Here is a 14,179-nt window from a genome sequence, read left to right on the forward strand (position 1 = left end):
GTCCTGGGCCAGCTCATCGCCCTCTACGAGCACAAGGTGTTCGTCCAGGGTGCCGTCTGGAACATCGACTCCTTCGACCAGTGGGGCGTCGAACTGGGCAAGGTCCTCGCCAAGCGCATCGAACCCGCCCTCACCGAAGGCGCCGACGTGCCGGGACTCGACGGGTCCACCGAGGCGCTGGTGGCCAAGTACCGCGAGCTGCGCGGCCGTTAGATCGCTGAGCGGCGCATCTAATTCGGGTGCGCCGCCGCCTCCGGCGGGTGACACTGCTCCGGTCGCGTCACCTGCCGGGAGGACCTCATGGACCAGCTCATGTCCGCGCTCGCCGACCCCGAACGACTGAAGCTGTACGCGCGGATCGTGCTGGACGAACTGCCGCCCGCCGACGAGAGCTCCCCGGCCGTGCGCAAGCACCTGGGGCGCCTCGTCTCCACCGGGCTCGTCGAAAGGCGGCCGGACGGATCGCTGCGGGCGGACCCCGCCGTGTTCCGCCGCGAGCGCCCGGCGGAGATCCACCCCGCCGTGCCCCGCCGCCTCACCGGCTTCTTCGCGCGTGGACGCCTCACCTCGATCCCGGTCCGCGCCACCGTGCGCCACGAACTCCTCGTCCACCTCACGGGCACGCTCTTCGACTCCGGGCGCACCTACACCGAGGGCGAGGTCAACGACGCGTTCCGCACCGTCCACGAGGACACTTCGGCGCTGCGCAGGTACTGCGTGAGCGACGGGCTCCTCGTACGGGAGCGCGACGGCAGCAGCTATCGCAGGGCGCACGCGTAGAGGCCCCGCACCGGTCAACTTCGGTGCGGGGCCCCTGCGTTCGTGTCTTCGCGTGTGGCGAGCCTCAGGCGATGTGCGGCGGGTACAGGGCGGGCGGGAGCTGCGAAGCCGCCGCCGAGTCGAGCAGCCACAGGGTGCGCGAGCGGCCGTACGCGCCGGCAGCCGGCGCCTGGATCTCGCCCGCGCCGGACAGCGCGATCGCCGCGGCCTCCGCCTTGTCCTCGCCCGCCGCGAGCAGCCACACCTCGCGCGCGGCCCGGATCGCCGGGAGCGTGAGCGAGACGCGGGTGGGCGGCGGCTTGGGCGCACCGTGCACACCGACCACGGTGCGCTCGGTCTCCCGGACGGCCGGCAGCTCGGGGAAGAGCGACGCGACATGCGTGTCCGGGCCGACCCCCAGCATCAGGACGTCGAACGTCGGCACCGGACCGTGGTCCTCCGGCCCCGCGGCGGCGGCCAGTTCGGCGGCGTACACCTGCGCGGCGGCGTCCACCTCGTACGGGCCGTCCGAAGCCGGCATGGGGTGGACCCGGTCCGGGTTCAGCGGCACCGAGTCGAGGAGCGCCTCGCGGGCCTGCGTGTAGTTCCGCTCGGGATCGCCGTCCGGCAGGAACCGCTCGTCGCCCCACCACAGGTCGAGGCGCGTCCAGTCGACCGCGTCCCGGGCGGGAGCGGTGGCGAGGGCCGCCAGGAGCCCGTTGCCGTTGCGTCCGCCCGTCAGGACGATGGACGCGTAGCCGCGGGCGGCCTGGGCGTCCACGATCTTCGTGATGAGCCGGGCCGCGGCGGCCTGCGCCATCAGCTCCTTGTCGCGGTGCACCACCAACTGGGGTGCCGAGCTCATCACTTGGCGGCCGCCTTCGAAGCGGACTTCTTGGCGGCGGGTTTGGCGGGTGCCTTCTTGGCCGCCGCCTTCTTCGCGGGAGCGGACGCCGGAGCGGATGCCGGAGCCGCCTGCTCGGCCGCGGGCTTCTTCCCGTCCGGCGCCCCCGGCTCGCCGAGCCGGTGCACACCGAACTTCAGCGAGGCCGCGTAGGTGTCGTCCGGGTCGAGGCGGCGCAGCTCCTCCGCGATCAGCTCGGACGTCTCGCGGCGCTTGAGCGCCACCGCGCGGTCCGGCTGACCCTGGATCGACAGCGTTGCCAGCGAACCGTCCGGACGGTCGAGCACGATGGCGCCGCAGTCCGTCTCCATGCGTACGGCCGTCAGGCCGGGGCCCGACGACACCGACCGGTTGACCGGCACGCCGAGCCGGTCCGCGAGCCACATGGCGAGCAGCTCGCAGCTCGGGTTGAACTCCTCGCCCTCCACCTCCACCGCGTTGACCTTGCAGGCCACCTGGTCGAGAGCGGCGGCGAGCATGGAGCGCCACGGCGTGATCCGGGTCCACGACAGGTCCGTGTCACCGGGCGTGTAGGCGCCGGCTCGGGCCGCCAGCTCGTCGTTGGGCTGCTCCGCCGCGTAGGTGTCCGTCACGCGGCGCTGGGCGAGCGCGCCCAGCGGGTCCTTGGCCGGGTCGAGCGGAGCGTTCACCGGCCACCAGGCCACGACCGGGGCGTCCGGCAGGAGCAGTGGCAGGACGACCGACTGGGCGTGGTTGATGACCTCGCCGTACAGCCGCAGGACGACCGTCTCGCCGGTCCCCGCCTCCACGCCGACCCGTACCTCGGCGTCGAGCCTCGACGTCGTGCGGTCGCGCGGCGAACGGGAGACGCGCTTGATGACCACGAGGGTGCGCGAGGGGTGCTCGCGGGACGCCTCGTTGGCGGCCTTCAGCGCGTCGTAGGCGTTCTCCTCATCGGTCACGATGACGAGGGTGAGCACCATGCCGACGGCGGGGGTGCCGATGGCGCGGCGGCCGTGCATGAGCGCCTTGTTGATCTTGCTGGACGTGGTGTCCGTGAGGTCGATCTTCATGGCCGGCGCCAGCTCCGTCCGTCTCGTGCGAGCATCTCGTCCGCCTCGGCGGGCCCCCACGTGCCGGACGGGTACTGTGCCGGCTTGCCGTGCTTGTCCCAGTACTTCTCGATCGGGTCGAGGATCTTCCAGGACAGCTCGACCTCCTCCGTGCGCGGGAAGAGGTTCGAGTCGCCGAGCAGAACGTCCAGGATCAGGCGCTCGTACGCCTCCGGGCTCGACTCCGTGAACGACTCGCCGTACGCGAAGTCCATCGACACGTCCCGGATCTCCATGGAGGTGCCGGGCACCTTGGAGCCGAAGCGGACCGTGATGCCCTCGTCCGGCTGGACGCGGATGACGATCGCGTTCTGGCCGAGTTCCTCCGTCGCCGTGTGGTCGAAGGGGGAGTGGGGCGCGCGCTGGAAGACGACGGCGATCTCGGTGACGCGGCGGCCGAGGCGCTTGCCGGTGCGCAGATAGAAGGGGACGCCCGCCCAGCGGCGGTTGTCGACCCCCAGCTTGATCGCCGCGTAGGTGTCGGTCTTCGACTTGGGGTCGATGCCGTCTTCCTGGAGATAGCCGACGGCCTTCTCGCCGCCCTGCCACCCGGCCGCGTACTGGCCGCGGACCGTGTGGTCGCCGAGCTCCTTGGGCAGCCGGACCGCGCCGAGCACCTTGGCCTTCTCGGCGACGAGCGCGTCCGCGTCGAAGGAGGCGGGCTCCTCCATGGCGGTCAGTGCCATGAGCTGGAGGAGGTGGTTCTGGATGACGTCACGGGCGGCGCCGATGCCGTCGTAGTAGCCGGCGCGGCCGCCGATGCCGATGTCCTCGGCCATCGTGATCTGCACGTGGTCGACGTACGACCGGTTCCAGATCGGCTCGAAGAGGGTGTTGGCGAAGCGCAGGGCCAGGATGTTCTGGACGGTCTCCTTGCCGAGGTAGTGGTCGATCCGGAACACCTGGTCCGGGGCGAACACCTCGTGCACGATCGCGTTCAGTTCCTTGGCCGACTCGAGGTCGTGGCCGAACGGCTTCTCGATGACCGCGCGGCGCCACGAACCCTCGGGCGCGTCCGCGAGGCCGTGCTTCTTGAGCTGCTGCACGACCTGCGGGAAGAACTTGGGGGGCACGGAGAGGTAGAAGGCGAAGTTGCCGCCCGTCCCCTGCGCCTTGTCGAGCTCATGCATCGTCGACTTCAGGCGCTCGAAGGCGTCGTCGTCGTCGAAGTTGCCCTGGACGAAGCGCATGCCCTGGACGAGCTGCTGCCAGACCTCCTCGCGGAACGGCGTACGCGCGTGTTCCTTGACCGCGTCGTGCACCTCCTGCGCGAAGTCCTCGTCCTCCCATTCGCGTCGGGCGAAGCCGATCAACGAGAAGCCCGGCGGAAGCAGACCCCGGTTGGCGAGGTCATAAACGGCAGGCATCAGCTTTTTACGGGACAAATCGCCCGTGACACCGAAGATGACCAGGCCCGACGGCCCCGCGATACGCGGGAGCCGTCGGTCTGCGGCGTCACGGAGCGGGTTCGCTCCATGAACTGGCGTCAAGATCTCAGCCCTTCGAGGGGGCGAGGCGCTGCAGCTCCGCCTCGGTCGACTTGAGCAGGTCGTTCCAGGACGCCTCGAACTTGTCGACGCCCTCGTCCTCGAGCACCTGCACGACGTCGTCGTACGAGATGCCGAGCTTCTCCACGGCCTCGATCTCGGTGCGGGACTGGTCGTACGTGCCCGCGATCGTGTTGCCGGTGACCTCACCGTGGTCGGCGGTCGCGTCGAGCGTGGCCTCCGGCATGGTGTTGACGGTGCCGGGCGCGACCAGGTCCACGACGTACAGGGTGTCCTTGTACGCCGGGTCCTTCACGCCGGTCGACGCCCACAGGGGGCGCTGCTTGTTGGCCTGCGACTTGTCGAGCGCGGTCCAGCGGTCCGAGGAGAAGACCTCCTCGAACGCCTCGTACGCGAGACGGGCGTTGGCCAGTGCGGCCTTGCCCTTGAGCGCCTTGGCCTCGTCGGTGCCGAGGGCGTCCAGGCGCTTGTCGATCTCCGAGTCCACACGGGACACGAAGAAGGACGCCACCGAGTGGATCTTGGAGAGGTCCAGGCCCGCGGCCTTCGCCTTCTCCAGACCCGCCAGGTACGCGTCCATGACCTCGCGGTAGCGCTCCAGCGAGAAGATCAGCGTCACGTTCACGCTGATGCCCTTGCCGATGACCTCGGTGATCGCGGGCAGGCCCGCCTTCGTCGCCGGGATCTTGATGAGCGTGTTCGGGCGGTCCACCAGCCAGGCCAGCTGCTTGGCCTCGGCGATCGTGGCCTCCGTGTTGTGGGCCAGACGCGGGTCGACCTCGATCGACACGCGGCCGTCCTGGCCCTGCGTCGCCTCGAACACCGGACGCAGGATGTCGGCGGCGTCACGGACGTCCGCCGTCGTGATCATGCGGATGGCCTCTTCGACGGTGACCTTGCGGGCGGCGAGGTCGGCGAGCTGCTGCTCGTAACCGTCACCGTGCGAGATCGCCTTCTGGAAGATCGACGGGTTGGTCGTGACGCCCACGACGTGCTGCTGGTCGATCAGCTCGGCAAGGTTGCCGGACGTGATCCGCTTGCGCGACAGGTCGTCCAGCCAGATCGCGACGCCCTCTTCGGAGAGGCGCTTCAGTGCGTCTGTCATGGAAAATGCATCTCCTAGGTGTCGTATATGAGCGTCAGCGCTGGGCTGCGGCAAGGGATTCCCGGGCGGCGGCGGCCACGGCGTCACCAGTGAAGCCGAACTCCCGGAAGAGGACCTTGCCGTCGGCGGAAGCACCGAAGTGCTCCAGCGAAACAATCTGTCCGGCGTCACCGACGAAGCGGTGCCACGTGAGACCGATGCCGGCCTCGACCGCGACGCGCGCCTTGACCGACGGCGGCAGGACCGAGTCCTTGTACTCCTGGTCCTGCTCGTCGAACCACTCCACCGACGGCATGGACACGACCCGCGTGGGGATCCCCGCGGCCTGGAGCTGCTCACGCGCCTCGACGGCGAGCTGCACCTCGGAACCGGTACCGATCAGGATCACCTGCGGCTGACCGCCCTCGGCGTCGAGCAGGACGTAACCACCCTTGGCCGCGTCCTCGTTCGCCTCGTACGTCGGCACGCCCTGACGGGTCAGGACGAGGCCGTGCGGAGCGCCCTTGCCGAACACCTTCGTGTACCGCTTGAGGATCTCGCGCCAGGCGATCACGGTCTCGTTGGCGTCCGCGGGGCGGACGACGTTCAGGCCGGGGATCGCGCGCAGCGCCGCCAGGTGCTCGACCGGCTGGTGCGTCGGGCCGTCCTCGCCCAGACCGATCGAGTCGTGCGTCCACACGTACGTGACCGGCAGGTGCATCAGGGCCGACAGGCGGACCGAGTTGCGCATGTAGTCGGAGAACACCAGGAAGGTGCCGCCGTAGATGCGGGTGTTGCCGTGCAGCGCGATGCCGTTCATCTCGGCGGCCATCGAGTGCTCGCGGATGCCGAAGTGGATCGTGCGGCCGTACGGGTCGGCCTCCGGCAGCGGGTTGTCCGCCGGCAGGAACGACGACGTCTTGTCGATCGTCGTGTTGTTCGAGCCCGCGAGGTCGGCCGAGCCGCCCCACAGCTCCGGGATGACCGGGCCGAGCGCCTGGAGGACCTTGCCGGACGCGGCACGGGTGGCGACACCCTTGCCGGTCTCGAAGGTCGGCAGGTGCGACTCCCAGCCCTCGGGCAGGTCGGTCGCCTCGATGCGGTCGTACTCGGCGGCGCGCTCCGGGTTGGCCGTGCGCCAGGCGGCGAACGACTTCTCCCACTCGGCCTTCGCCTCGCGGCCGCGGTCCAGGGCCTCACGCGTGTGCGCGATGACCTCGTCGGCGACCTCGAACGACTTCTCCGGGTCGAAACCGAGGACGCGCTTGGTGGCCGCGACCTCGTCGTCGCCGAGCGCCGAGCCGTGCGCGGCCTCGGTGTTCTGCGCGTTCGGCGCGGGCCAGGCGATGATCGAGCGCATCGCGATGAAGGAGGGACGCTCGGTCTCGCCCTTCGCGGCCTCGATCGCGGCGAACAGGGCCTCGGGGTCGAGGTCGCCGTTCTCCTTCGGCTCCACGCGCTGCACGTGCCAGCCGTAGGCCTCGTACCGCTTCATGGTGTCCTCGGAGACCGCGGTCTCCGTGTCACCCTCGATCGAGATGTGGTTGTCGTCCCACAGCAGGACGAGGCTGCCGAGCTTCTGGTGCCCGGCCATCGAGGACGCCTCGGAGGAGATGCCCTCCTGGAGGCAGCCGTCGCCGGCGATGGCGAAGATGTGGTGGTCGAACGGGGAGGTGCCGGGGGCCGCCTCCGGGTCGAACAGGCCCCGCTCGAAACGGGCGGCCATCGCCATGCCCACGGCGTTGGCGACACCCTGGCCGAGCGGCCCGGTCGTCGTCTCCACGCCCGTGGTGTGCCCGTACTCCGGGTGACCCGGGGTCTTGCTGCCCCAGGTACGGAACGCCTTCAGATCATCGAGCTGGAGGCCGAAACCGGCCAGGTACAGCTGGATGTAAAGGGTCAGGGACGAGTGTCCCGCGGACAGCACGAACCGGTCGCGCCCGAGCCAGTCGGCGTCCGCCGGGTCGTGCCGCATCACCTTCTGAAAGAGGGTGTACGCGGCCGGTGCCAGGCTCATCGCCGTACCCGGATGGCCGTTACCGACCTTCTGTACGGCGTCCGCGGCCAGGACGCGAGCGGTGTCAACGGCCCGCTGGTCCAACTCGGTCCACTGAAGGTCTGTGGTGGTCGGCTTGCTGCTCACCCTGGGTCAGGGCTCCTCTCCACATGTCGAATGCCAGTGATGATGGGCTCACCGGCTGTTGTCGAGCCTACCCCTGCGAGTACGCGCATTTTTTCGACTCAATCCAGACTGCCGGGCCCGGCCGCAATCCGCCTCCTGACAGGCATCCGTGCCACTCGACAAGTGAATACGAGACCGCTCATCTGGGGTGCTCCGAAACACGAACCGACCCCCACGAAGAGCCAGGTATAGGCAACGTCTACAGTGGCGTGGTACGCGCGAGCCTTTACCGGGACTTCACATCCGGGGGCTTGCTGGGAGTCTCTGTCAGGGGTGTGCGTGACGGCCGTCGAATCCCGTCCAGCGGGGCAACTCGGGACGAGCATCAGCCCGAGCCAACGGCCGTTCGGGGCCCGTATCAAGGCATTCGTGGCGCTGACCAAGCCGCGGATCATCGAACTGTTGCTGATCACCACGGTTCCGGTCATGTTCCTCGCGCAGCAGGGTGTGCCCGATCTGACGCTGGTGCTCCTCACCTGCCTCGGCGGCTACCTGTCCGCGGGCGGCGCGAACGCGCTGAACATGTACATCGACCGTGACATCGACGCGCTCATGGAGCGCACGTCGCAGCGGCCACTGGTCACCGGAATGGTCAGCCCGCGGGAGTGCCTCGCCTTCGGCATCGCCCTCGCGGTCATCTCCACGCTGCTGTTCGGGCTGGCCGTCAACTGGCTCTCCGCCTGGCTCTCGCTCGGCGCGCTCCTCTTCTATGTGGTCGTCTACACGATGATCCTGAAGCGCCGCACCTCGCAGAACATCGTCTGGGGCGGCATCGCCGGCTGCCTGCCGGTCCTCATCGGCTGGTCCGCGGTCACGAACTCGATGTCGTGGGCCCCGGTCATCCTCTTCCTCGTCATGTTCTTCTGGACGCCGCCGCACTACTGGCCGCTGTCCATGAAGGTCAAGGACGACTACGCGCGCGTGGGCGTGCCGATGCTGCCCGTCGTCGCCTCCAACAAGGTGGTCGCGAAGCAGATCGTCATCTACAGCTGGGTGATGGTCGTCGTCTCCCTGCTCCTGACGCCGCTCGGCTACACCGGCTGGTTCTACACCGCGGTCGCCCTGCTGGCCGGCGGGTTCTGGCTGTGGGAGGCGCACGGGCTGCAGAACCGCGCCAACGCCGAGGTGTCGGGCGCGAAGCTCAAGGAGATGCGCCTCTTCCACTGGTCGATCACCTATGTCTCGATCCTCTTCGTGGCGGTCGCGGTGGACCCCTTCCTTCGCTGACCCACCCAGGAATTTCCCGACGGGCGGGGGGCAGTGGCCAAGGCCACGCCCCCGCCCGTCGCCAGTTGATCTACCTGTCAGTAGCATCCTGTCCATGGCAGACACTCAAGCGGTTGACGACCCGAAGCAGGCGGCGAAGGACGAGCGCAGGGCCGCCCGGCTCGCCCGCGAGATCGGGACGTTCGCCAAGCAGCACGGCGGCGCCGAGGGACAGCTCGCGTATCTCGGGGAGCGCGGCACGCGCATCGCGCTCGTCGGCGAGGACGGCGGCTGGGGCAATCTCGTGGCACCTTCCGACGCCATCGCACGCAAGGCGGTGGAGAAGGCCGGGATCACCGTCCGCGAGGACTTCGACGGCGAGATGGCCGCCAAGGTGAAGACCGGACCGTACGAATGGACCCGTATGGCGGGCATCCAGGTCGGCGGCCCGAGCAACAAGTAGCCGCCCGTCCAATGCGTCAGGTGTACGAGACCAACACCTGGCGCAGGTTTCACCCGTTAGGACCGTAGAAGCACGGTCCAGCTACGGGAGCCCGGATGATCGATACGCCATCCCTCGTGGACCAGTACTGCCACGGGGTACTGCGGACGGAACTCGGCCTCGGCACGTTCGAGGCCCATCTCGGCCGGGGCGATCGCCCGCCCGCCCCCGGCACGACCTTCTTCGACACCCAGACGGGCTTCGCCGTACGGCGCTGGTGTCCGCCGCTTCTCGGTCTCGAACCCCACTGCCCGCCGGCCCGCTACCTCGCGCGCCGCCGCGAACTGGGCGTCATGGAGTCGGGCCGCAGACTGCTGCGGGGCAGCGGCATCACCACGTACCTGGTCGACACGGGACTGCCGGGCGACCTCACCGGGCCCAGCGAGATGGCCTCCGCCGGCGACGCGGACGCGCACGAGATCGTCCGGCTCGAACTCCTCGCCGAACAGGTCGCCGACACCTCGGGCACGGTCGAGTCCTTCCTCGCCAACCTCGCCGAGTCGGTGCACGCCGCCGCTGCGAACGCCGTCGCCTTCACCTCCGTGGCGGGCGTACGGCACGGCCTCGCGCTCGCGCCACAGCCGCCCGGACCCGGCGAAGTGCGCGGAGCCGCGGGACGCTGGCTCGCGGCACGCCGGGTCGGCGGCTCTCTCACCGACCCCGTGCTCCTGCGCCATCTCCTGTGGATCGCCGTGGCCTCCGGCCGGCCGCTGCAGCTCCACGCCGGCCTCGGCGAACCCGGCCTGCGTCTCGACCGCACCGACCCGGTCCTGCTCACGGACTTCGCCCGCGCCACGGCCGGACTCGGCACCGACCTGATCCTGCTGCACGGCTACCCGTACCACCGGCACGCGGCGCACCTCGCCGGCATCTTCCCGCACGTGTACGCGGACCTCGGCCCGGCGCTCGCCCGCACCGGGGCGCGCGCGGCGGCCGTACTCGCGGAGATCCTGGAACTCGCCCCGTTCGGCAAGCTGCTGTTCTCCAGCGGCGCGCACGGCCTGCCGGAGCTGCACGTGGTGGGGGCGCGGCTGTTCCGCGAGGCGCTCGGGCGGGTGCTCGGCGGCTGGGTCGCGGAGGGCGCGTGGTCGCTGGCGGACGCGCAGCGGGTGGCCGGGATGATCGGGTCGGTGACGGCCCAGCGGGTCTACGGCCTCAGCGGCACGGGCGCCGCGCAGGGCGGCTGACCCGGGCCCCGGGCTGTTCGGTTCAGACGGTGGAGAGGGCCGGGTCCGCCTGGGCCGGGACCTCCGCCGTGCCCAGCGGGCGCTCCCGCAGCGACAGCAGGACCCGCAGGACCGCGATCCACACCAGGGCCGAGCCCATCATGTGCAGGCCGACGAGGACCTCGGGCAGGTCGGTGAAGTACTGGACGTAGCCGATGACGCCCTGCGCGAGCAGGACGAGGAAGAGGTCGCGGGTGCGGTGCAGCGGGCCCTTGGGGGCGTCGACCGCCTTGAGGACGAACCACAGCGCGAACGTCAGCGTCACCACGATCCAGGCCAGGACCGCGTGCGCCTTGCTGATGGTCTCCCAGTCGAGCGGCATCCGCTCCACGTCACTGGAGTCGCCGGCGTGCGGGCCCGAGCCGGTCACGACCGTGCCGACCATGATCAGCAGGACCGTGGCGGCGACCAGGATCCAGACGAGCTGGCGTACGGCCTTGCCGACGAGGGGGCGCGGCGCGGCGTCACCCTCACGGGTGCGCTGCCACATCACCGTGGCGACCGCGATCAGCGCGGTGGACAGCAGGAAGTGGGCCGCGACCGTGTACGGGTTGAGGCCGACGAGGACGACGATGCCGCCGAGGACGGCGTTGCCCATGACGAGCCAGAACTGGGCCCAGCCGAGCCGGGTCAGGCCGCGCCGCCACGGCTTCTGCGAGCGGGCGGCGATGATCGCCCAGCCGACCGCGGCGCACAGGACGTACGTCAGCATGCGGTTGCCGAACTCGATGGCTCCGTGGAAGCCCATCGCGCTCGTCGCGGTGAGGGACTCGTCGGTGCACTTGGGCCACGTCGGACAGCCGAGGCCCGAGCCCGTCAGGCGCACCGCCCCGCCGGTGACGACGATGACCACCGTCATGACGACGGCGGAGAGCGCGGCACGCCGGACGGTCCGCTGAGCGGGGGTCCAGCGTTCGGCGATGAAGGCGAGCGGGTTGCGCACGGCTTGGGCGGCGTCGGCCGGGGTCACTTTTGGCACGGGCACCATCGTAGGACGCCGCTTGTGCATGTCTTCACGAGGGGGCCGATCCGGGACGATTGTGACGCCCCGCACGTGCCGTACGGCCCCTACTCCCAGCGGAAGAAGCGCGCCGCGGCGCCCAGCCCGAGGACCGCCCAGACCGCGAGGATCCCGAGGTCGCCCCACGGCATCGCCGCGCCGTGCTGGAGGACGTCCCGCAGCCCGTCGGACAGCGCCGAGATCGGCAGCAGGCCGAGGACGGACTGCGCCGCGTCCGGGAACTTGTCGAGCGGCACGATGACGCCGCCGCCGACGAGCAGGAGCAGGAAGACGAGGTTCGCGGCGGCGAGCGTCGCCTCCGCCTTGAGCGTGCCCGCCATCAGCAGGCCGAGCCCGGAGAACGCGGCGGTGCCGAGCACCAGCAGGAGCAGCACGGCGAGCGGGTTGCCGTGCGGGGACCAGCCGAGCGCGAAGGCGATCACCGTCACGAGGATCACCTGGAGGACCTCGGTGACCAGGACGGACAGCGTCTTCGCGGTCATCAGGGCCCAGCGCGGCAGCGGCGAGGACGCGAGCAGCTTGAGCACGCCGTAGCGGCGCTCGAAGCCCGTCGCGATGGCCTGGCCGGTGAACGCGGTCGACATCACGGCGAGCGCGAGGATGCCCGGGGCGAGGAAGTCCACGGCCTTCCCGTCGCCCGTGTCGACGATGTCGACCGCGCTGAACAGGACGAGCAGCAGGGTGGGGATGATGACGGTGAGCAGCAGCTGCTCGCCGTTGCGCAGGAGCATCTTCGTCTCGAGGACGGCCTGCGCGCCGATCATGCGAGGCAGCGGCGCGGCCCCCGGCTTCGGCGTGTACGTACCGGCGACACTCATCCGCGCAGCTCCCTGCCGGTCATCTCAAGAAATACGTCTTCGAGGGTGTGGCGTTCGACCGAGATCTTCTCCGGCATCACACCGTGCTGCGCGCACCACGACGTCACCGTCGCGAGCAGCTGCGGGTCGACCTCGCCGCTCACGCGGTACGAACCCGGGGTGAGCTCGGCCGCCGCGGAGTCCGTCGGGAGGGCCTTGAGGAGCGAGGCGACGTCGAGGCCGGGGCGTCCGGAGAAGCGCAGGGTGTTCTCGGCGCCGCCACGGCACAGCTGCTCGGGGGAGCCCTGCGCGATGACCCGGCCCGCGTCGATGATCGCGACGTCGTCGGAGAGTGCCTCCGCCTCGTCCATGTGGTGCGTGGTGAGGATGACGGAGACGCCGTCGGCCCGCAGATCCCGTACGAGGTCCCAGGTCGCGCGGCGTGCCTGCGGGTCGAGGCCGGCGGTCGGCTCGTCCAGGAAGACGAGCTCGGGGCGGCCGACGACGGCCATGGCGAGCGCGAGGCGCTGCTGCTGGCCGCCGGAGAGCCTGCGGTAGGTGGTGCGGCCGCAGCTGCCGAGGCCGAGGCGCTCGATGAGCGCGTCCACGTCCAGCGGGTGCGCGTGGAGCTTCGCCACGTGGCGCAGCATCTCGTCCGCGCGGGCGCCGGAGTAGACGCCTCCGGACTGGAGCATCACGCCGATCCGGGGGCGCAGTTCACCGGCCTGGCCGACGGGGTCGAGCCCGAGGACCCGGACCGTCCCCGCGTCCGGCCGGCGGTAGCCCTCGCAGGTTTCGATCGTGGTGGTCTTTCCGGCGCCGTTGGGGCCGAGGACGGCGGTGATGCCGGCCGAGGCCTCCAGATCGAGGCCGTCGACCGCGGTCTTGGTTCCGTACCGCTTGACCAGACTCTGGATCCGGACGACGGGCTCGCTTCGCATGAGCGCCAAGTCTAGGGACGCGCCGCACGTCCCCGGCGGGCGGGGCCCAAGGTGCTCAGGCCCGGTGCCTCGCCAGCCACCTCTGGGCATACGCCACCGCGTCGGCCACGGGGAAGAGCAGGGCGTCGGCCGCGCCCACCCGGCCGCGTACGACCCCGCCGTCGCGCTCGAATGCCGCGCCGAGTTCGTGGAACCCGTCCGCGCTGATGTCGACCTCGCTCACCGTCTCCCAGCGCCGCCCGCCGGGGGTGAGGACCGCGCGGCCCATCTCGGTCCTGGGGGACGGGATCCGGTACTCGGCGAGATGGAAGGACGTACAGGTGGCGAACGTCGCGCCGAGGAGGAGCACGCGCGCGCCCCTCTCCTCCAGACGTGCCAGTGGGCTGTCTTCGCCCAGCGAACAGTCGGTGGCGTGGCCGTCGGTGATCGCGGCGGCCTGGGGGCCGACGGCCGCGAACGACGTATGGGGGTGCGCGCTGCGCACGGCTCCGGGCCAGCGGCGCACGCTCTCGGCGATCGCGCCCATGCCGTCACTGGGCGTGACGGCCGGGTCGTAGGCGGGCATCGACGCGCGGATCTCGGCCCACCACTCCTCGGGCACCGGGGGCCTGCGCCAGCCGGCGGGGTCGGAGTTGCCGCCGGTGTGCGTGGGGACGGTGAGTGTCCCGTCCGGACCCAGCGCGTCGAGCAGTCCTTGCACCACGGAAACGGCGCCTCCGCAGACCCACCCGAGCGCGCTGAGGGAGGAGTGGAGGAGGAGGGTCTCGCCGGGCCGGACGCCGAGCGCGCGCAGGTCGGCGCCGAGGGTGGCGCGCGTGACAAGTGGGCCGGTGGGAGGGGGTGTGGGCATGGGGGGAGTGTCCTCCGCGGAGGCGGGGCGGCACCACCGAATTGATCGATCAAAGATCGTTTCCGCAGGTCATCTTAGGTATGCCTAAGTGATGCAGGGCACCGGAGATCATCCAGGGCTGCGCTT

Annotated in this window: 13 protein-coding genes and 1 pseudogene; 5 read left to right on the forward strand and 9 right to left on the reverse strand. The window is 70.5% G+C overall.

Annotation, left to right across the window (positions count from 1 at the left end):
* Both AC07EJ_RS32605 and AC07EJ_RS32610 read left to right on the forward strand, forming a co-directional pair.
* A pseudogene (locus AC07EJ_RS32605) lies at nucleotides 1–213 on the forward strand (glucose-6-phosphate isomerase); the annotation flags it as partial.
* An 87-nt stretch (nucleotides 214–300) separates the two neighbouring features.
* Nucleotides 301–780 carry a DUF2087 domain-containing protein gene (locus AC07EJ_RS32610; protein ID WP_389475351.1) on the forward strand — a complete coding sequence of 160 codons (480 nt, stop codon included), beginning with the start codon at nucleotides 301–303 and terminating at the stop codon, nucleotides 778–780.
* Between the two features lie 64 nt (nucleotides 781–844).
* Here AC07EJ_RS32610 and pgl read toward each other — a convergent pair whose 3' ends face one another.
* The 5 genes from pgl to tkt are packed head-to-tail and all read right to left on the reverse strand — an operon-like array spanning nucleotide 845 to nucleotide 7,471.
* Nucleotides 845–1,624 (reverse strand): 6-phosphogluconolactonase, encoded by a 780-nt coding sequence (pgl, locus tag AC07EJ_RS32615; RefSeq protein ID WP_389475353.1) that lies wholly within the window; start codon nucleotides 1,622–1,624, stop codon nucleotides 845–847.
* Nucleotides 1,624–2,697, reverse strand: a complete 1,074-nt coding sequence (opcA, locus tag AC07EJ_RS32620) for a glucose-6-phosphate dehydrogenase assembly protein OpcA (protein ID WP_389475355.1) — start codon at nucleotides 2,695–2,697, stop codon at nucleotides 1,624–1,626. The genes pgl and opcA overlap by 1 nt, the downstream gene beginning before the upstream one ends.
* A complete protein-coding gene (gene zwf, locus AC07EJ_RS32625) occupies nucleotides 2,694–4,226 on the reverse strand; it encodes a glucose-6-phosphate dehydrogenase (protein WP_389475357.1) in 1,533 nt (510 codons plus the stop codon). The genes opcA and zwf overlap by 4 nt, the downstream gene beginning before the upstream one ends.
* Nucleotides 4,227–4,230: 4 nt before the next feature.
* Nucleotides 4,231–5,349: a transaldolase gene (gene tal, locus AC07EJ_RS32630; RefSeq protein WP_389475359.1), complete on the reverse strand. Its 1,119-nt coding sequence runs from the start codon at nucleotides 5,347–5,349 to the stop codon at nucleotides 4,231–4,233.
* A 34-nt stretch (nucleotides 5,350–5,383) separates the two neighbouring features.
* Entirely contained in the window at nucleotides 5,384–7,471 is a 2,088-nt protein-coding gene (gene tkt, locus AC07EJ_RS32635; protein ID WP_389475361.1) for a transketolase, read from the reverse strand.
* Nucleotides 7,472–7,783: 312 nt separating this feature from the next.
* On the opposite strand from tkt, the gene AC07EJ_RS32640 reads away from it, so the two are divergent.
* The 3 genes from AC07EJ_RS32640 (at nucleotide 7,784) to AC07EJ_RS32650 (ending at nucleotide 10,405) form a co-directional block, all read left to right on the forward strand.
* The gene (locus AC07EJ_RS32640) at nucleotides 7,784–8,737 is read left to right on the forward strand and encodes a heme o synthase (RefSeq protein WP_389475363.1); all 954 of its coding nucleotides are present in this window, start codon (nucleotides 7,784–7,786) and stop codon (nucleotides 8,735–8,737) included.
* 94 nt (nucleotides 8,738–8,831) lie between these two features.
* On the forward strand, nucleotides 8,832–9,179 hold the full coding sequence (locus AC07EJ_RS32645; protein WP_266565591.1) for a hypothetical protein: 348 nt from the start codon (nucleotides 8,832–8,834) through the stop codon (nucleotides 9,177–9,179).
* Between the two features lie 95 nt (nucleotides 9,180–9,274).
* Entirely contained in the window at nucleotides 9,275–10,405 is a 1,131-nt protein-coding gene (locus AC07EJ_RS32650; RefSeq protein ID WP_389475366.1) for an amidohydrolase family protein, read from the forward strand.
* 22 nt (nucleotides 10,406–10,427) lie between these two features.
* Here the strand turns inward: AC07EJ_RS32650 and AC07EJ_RS32655 are convergent, their stop codons facing one another.
* The 4 genes from AC07EJ_RS32655 to AC07EJ_RS32670 all read right to left on the reverse strand — a co-directional run bounded on the left by AC07EJ_RS32655 (nucleotide 10,428) and on the right by AC07EJ_RS32670 (nucleotide 14,053).
* Complete coding sequence (locus AC07EJ_RS32655) at nucleotides 10,428–11,432, reverse strand: COX15/CtaA family protein (protein ID WP_389475368.1); 1,005 nt, start codon at nucleotides 11,430–11,432, stop codon at nucleotides 10,428–10,430.
* 80 nt (nucleotides 11,433–11,512) lie between these two features.
* Nucleotides 11,513–12,283, reverse strand: a complete 771-nt coding sequence (locus tag AC07EJ_RS32660; RefSeq protein ID WP_389475370.1) for an ABC transporter permease — start codon at nucleotides 12,281–12,283, stop codon at nucleotides 11,513–11,515.
* The gene (locus tag AC07EJ_RS32665; protein WP_389475372.1) at nucleotides 12,280–13,203 is read right to left on the reverse strand and encodes an ABC transporter ATP-binding protein; all 924 of its coding nucleotides are present in this window, start codon (nucleotides 13,201–13,203) and stop codon (nucleotides 12,280–12,282) included. The genes AC07EJ_RS32660 and AC07EJ_RS32665 overlap by 4 nt, the downstream gene beginning before the upstream one ends.
* 55 nt (nucleotides 13,204–13,258) lie before the next feature.
* A complete protein-coding gene (locus tag AC07EJ_RS32670) occupies nucleotides 13,259–14,053 on the reverse strand; it encodes an AAC(3) family N-acetyltransferase (RefSeq protein ID WP_478885628.1) in 795 nt (264 codons plus the stop codon).
* Between the last annotated feature and the right edge of the window lie 126 nt (nucleotides 14,054–14,179).

It is taken from the genome of Streptomyces sp. NPDC045026, from assembly GCF_056432625.1.

What these genes read in the sequence shown, in the direction of transcription:
- AC07EJ_RS32670 (WP_478885628.1), bottom strand. Translation starts at nt 14,053, where the DNA reads ATGCCCACACCCCCTCCCACCGGCCCACTTGTCACGCGCGCCACCCTC.
- tal (WP_389475359.1), bottom strand. Translation starts at nt 5,349, where the DNA reads ATGACAGACGCACTGAAGCGCCTCTCCGAAGAGGGCGTCGCGATCTGG.
- AC07EJ_RS32655 (WP_389475368.1), bottom strand. Translation starts at nt 11,432, where the DNA reads ATGGTGCCCGTGCCAAAAGTGACCCCGGCCGACGCCGCCCAAGCCGTG.
- AC07EJ_RS32650 (WP_389475366.1), top strand. Translation starts at nt 9,275, where the DNA reads ATGATCGATACGCCATCCCTCGTGGACCAGTACTGCCACGGGGTACTG.
- AC07EJ_RS32645 (WP_266565591.1), top strand. Translation starts at nt 8,832, where the DNA reads ATGGCAGACACTCAAGCGGTTGACGACCCGAAGCAGGCGGCGAAGGAC.
- AC07EJ_RS32660 (WP_389475370.1), bottom strand. Translation starts at nt 12,283, where the DNA reads ATGAGTGTCGCCGGTACGTACACGCCGAAGCCGGGGGCCGCGCCGCTG.
- AC07EJ_RS32665 (WP_389475372.1), bottom strand. Translation starts at nt 13,203, where the DNA reads ATGCGAAGCGAGCCCGTCGTCCGGATCCAGAGTCTGGTCAAGCGGTAC.
- AC07EJ_RS32610 (WP_389475351.1), top strand. Translation starts at nt 301, where the DNA reads ATGGACCAGCTCATGTCCGCGCTCGCCGACCCCGAACGACTGAAGCTG.
- opcA (WP_389475355.1), bottom strand. Translation starts at nt 2,697, where the DNA reads ATGAAGATCGACCTCACGGACACCACGTCCAGCAAGATCAACAAGGCG.
- pgl (WP_389475353.1), bottom strand. Translation starts at nt 1,624, where the DNA reads ATGAGCTCGGCACCCCAGTTGGTGGTGCACCGCGACAAGGAGCTGATG.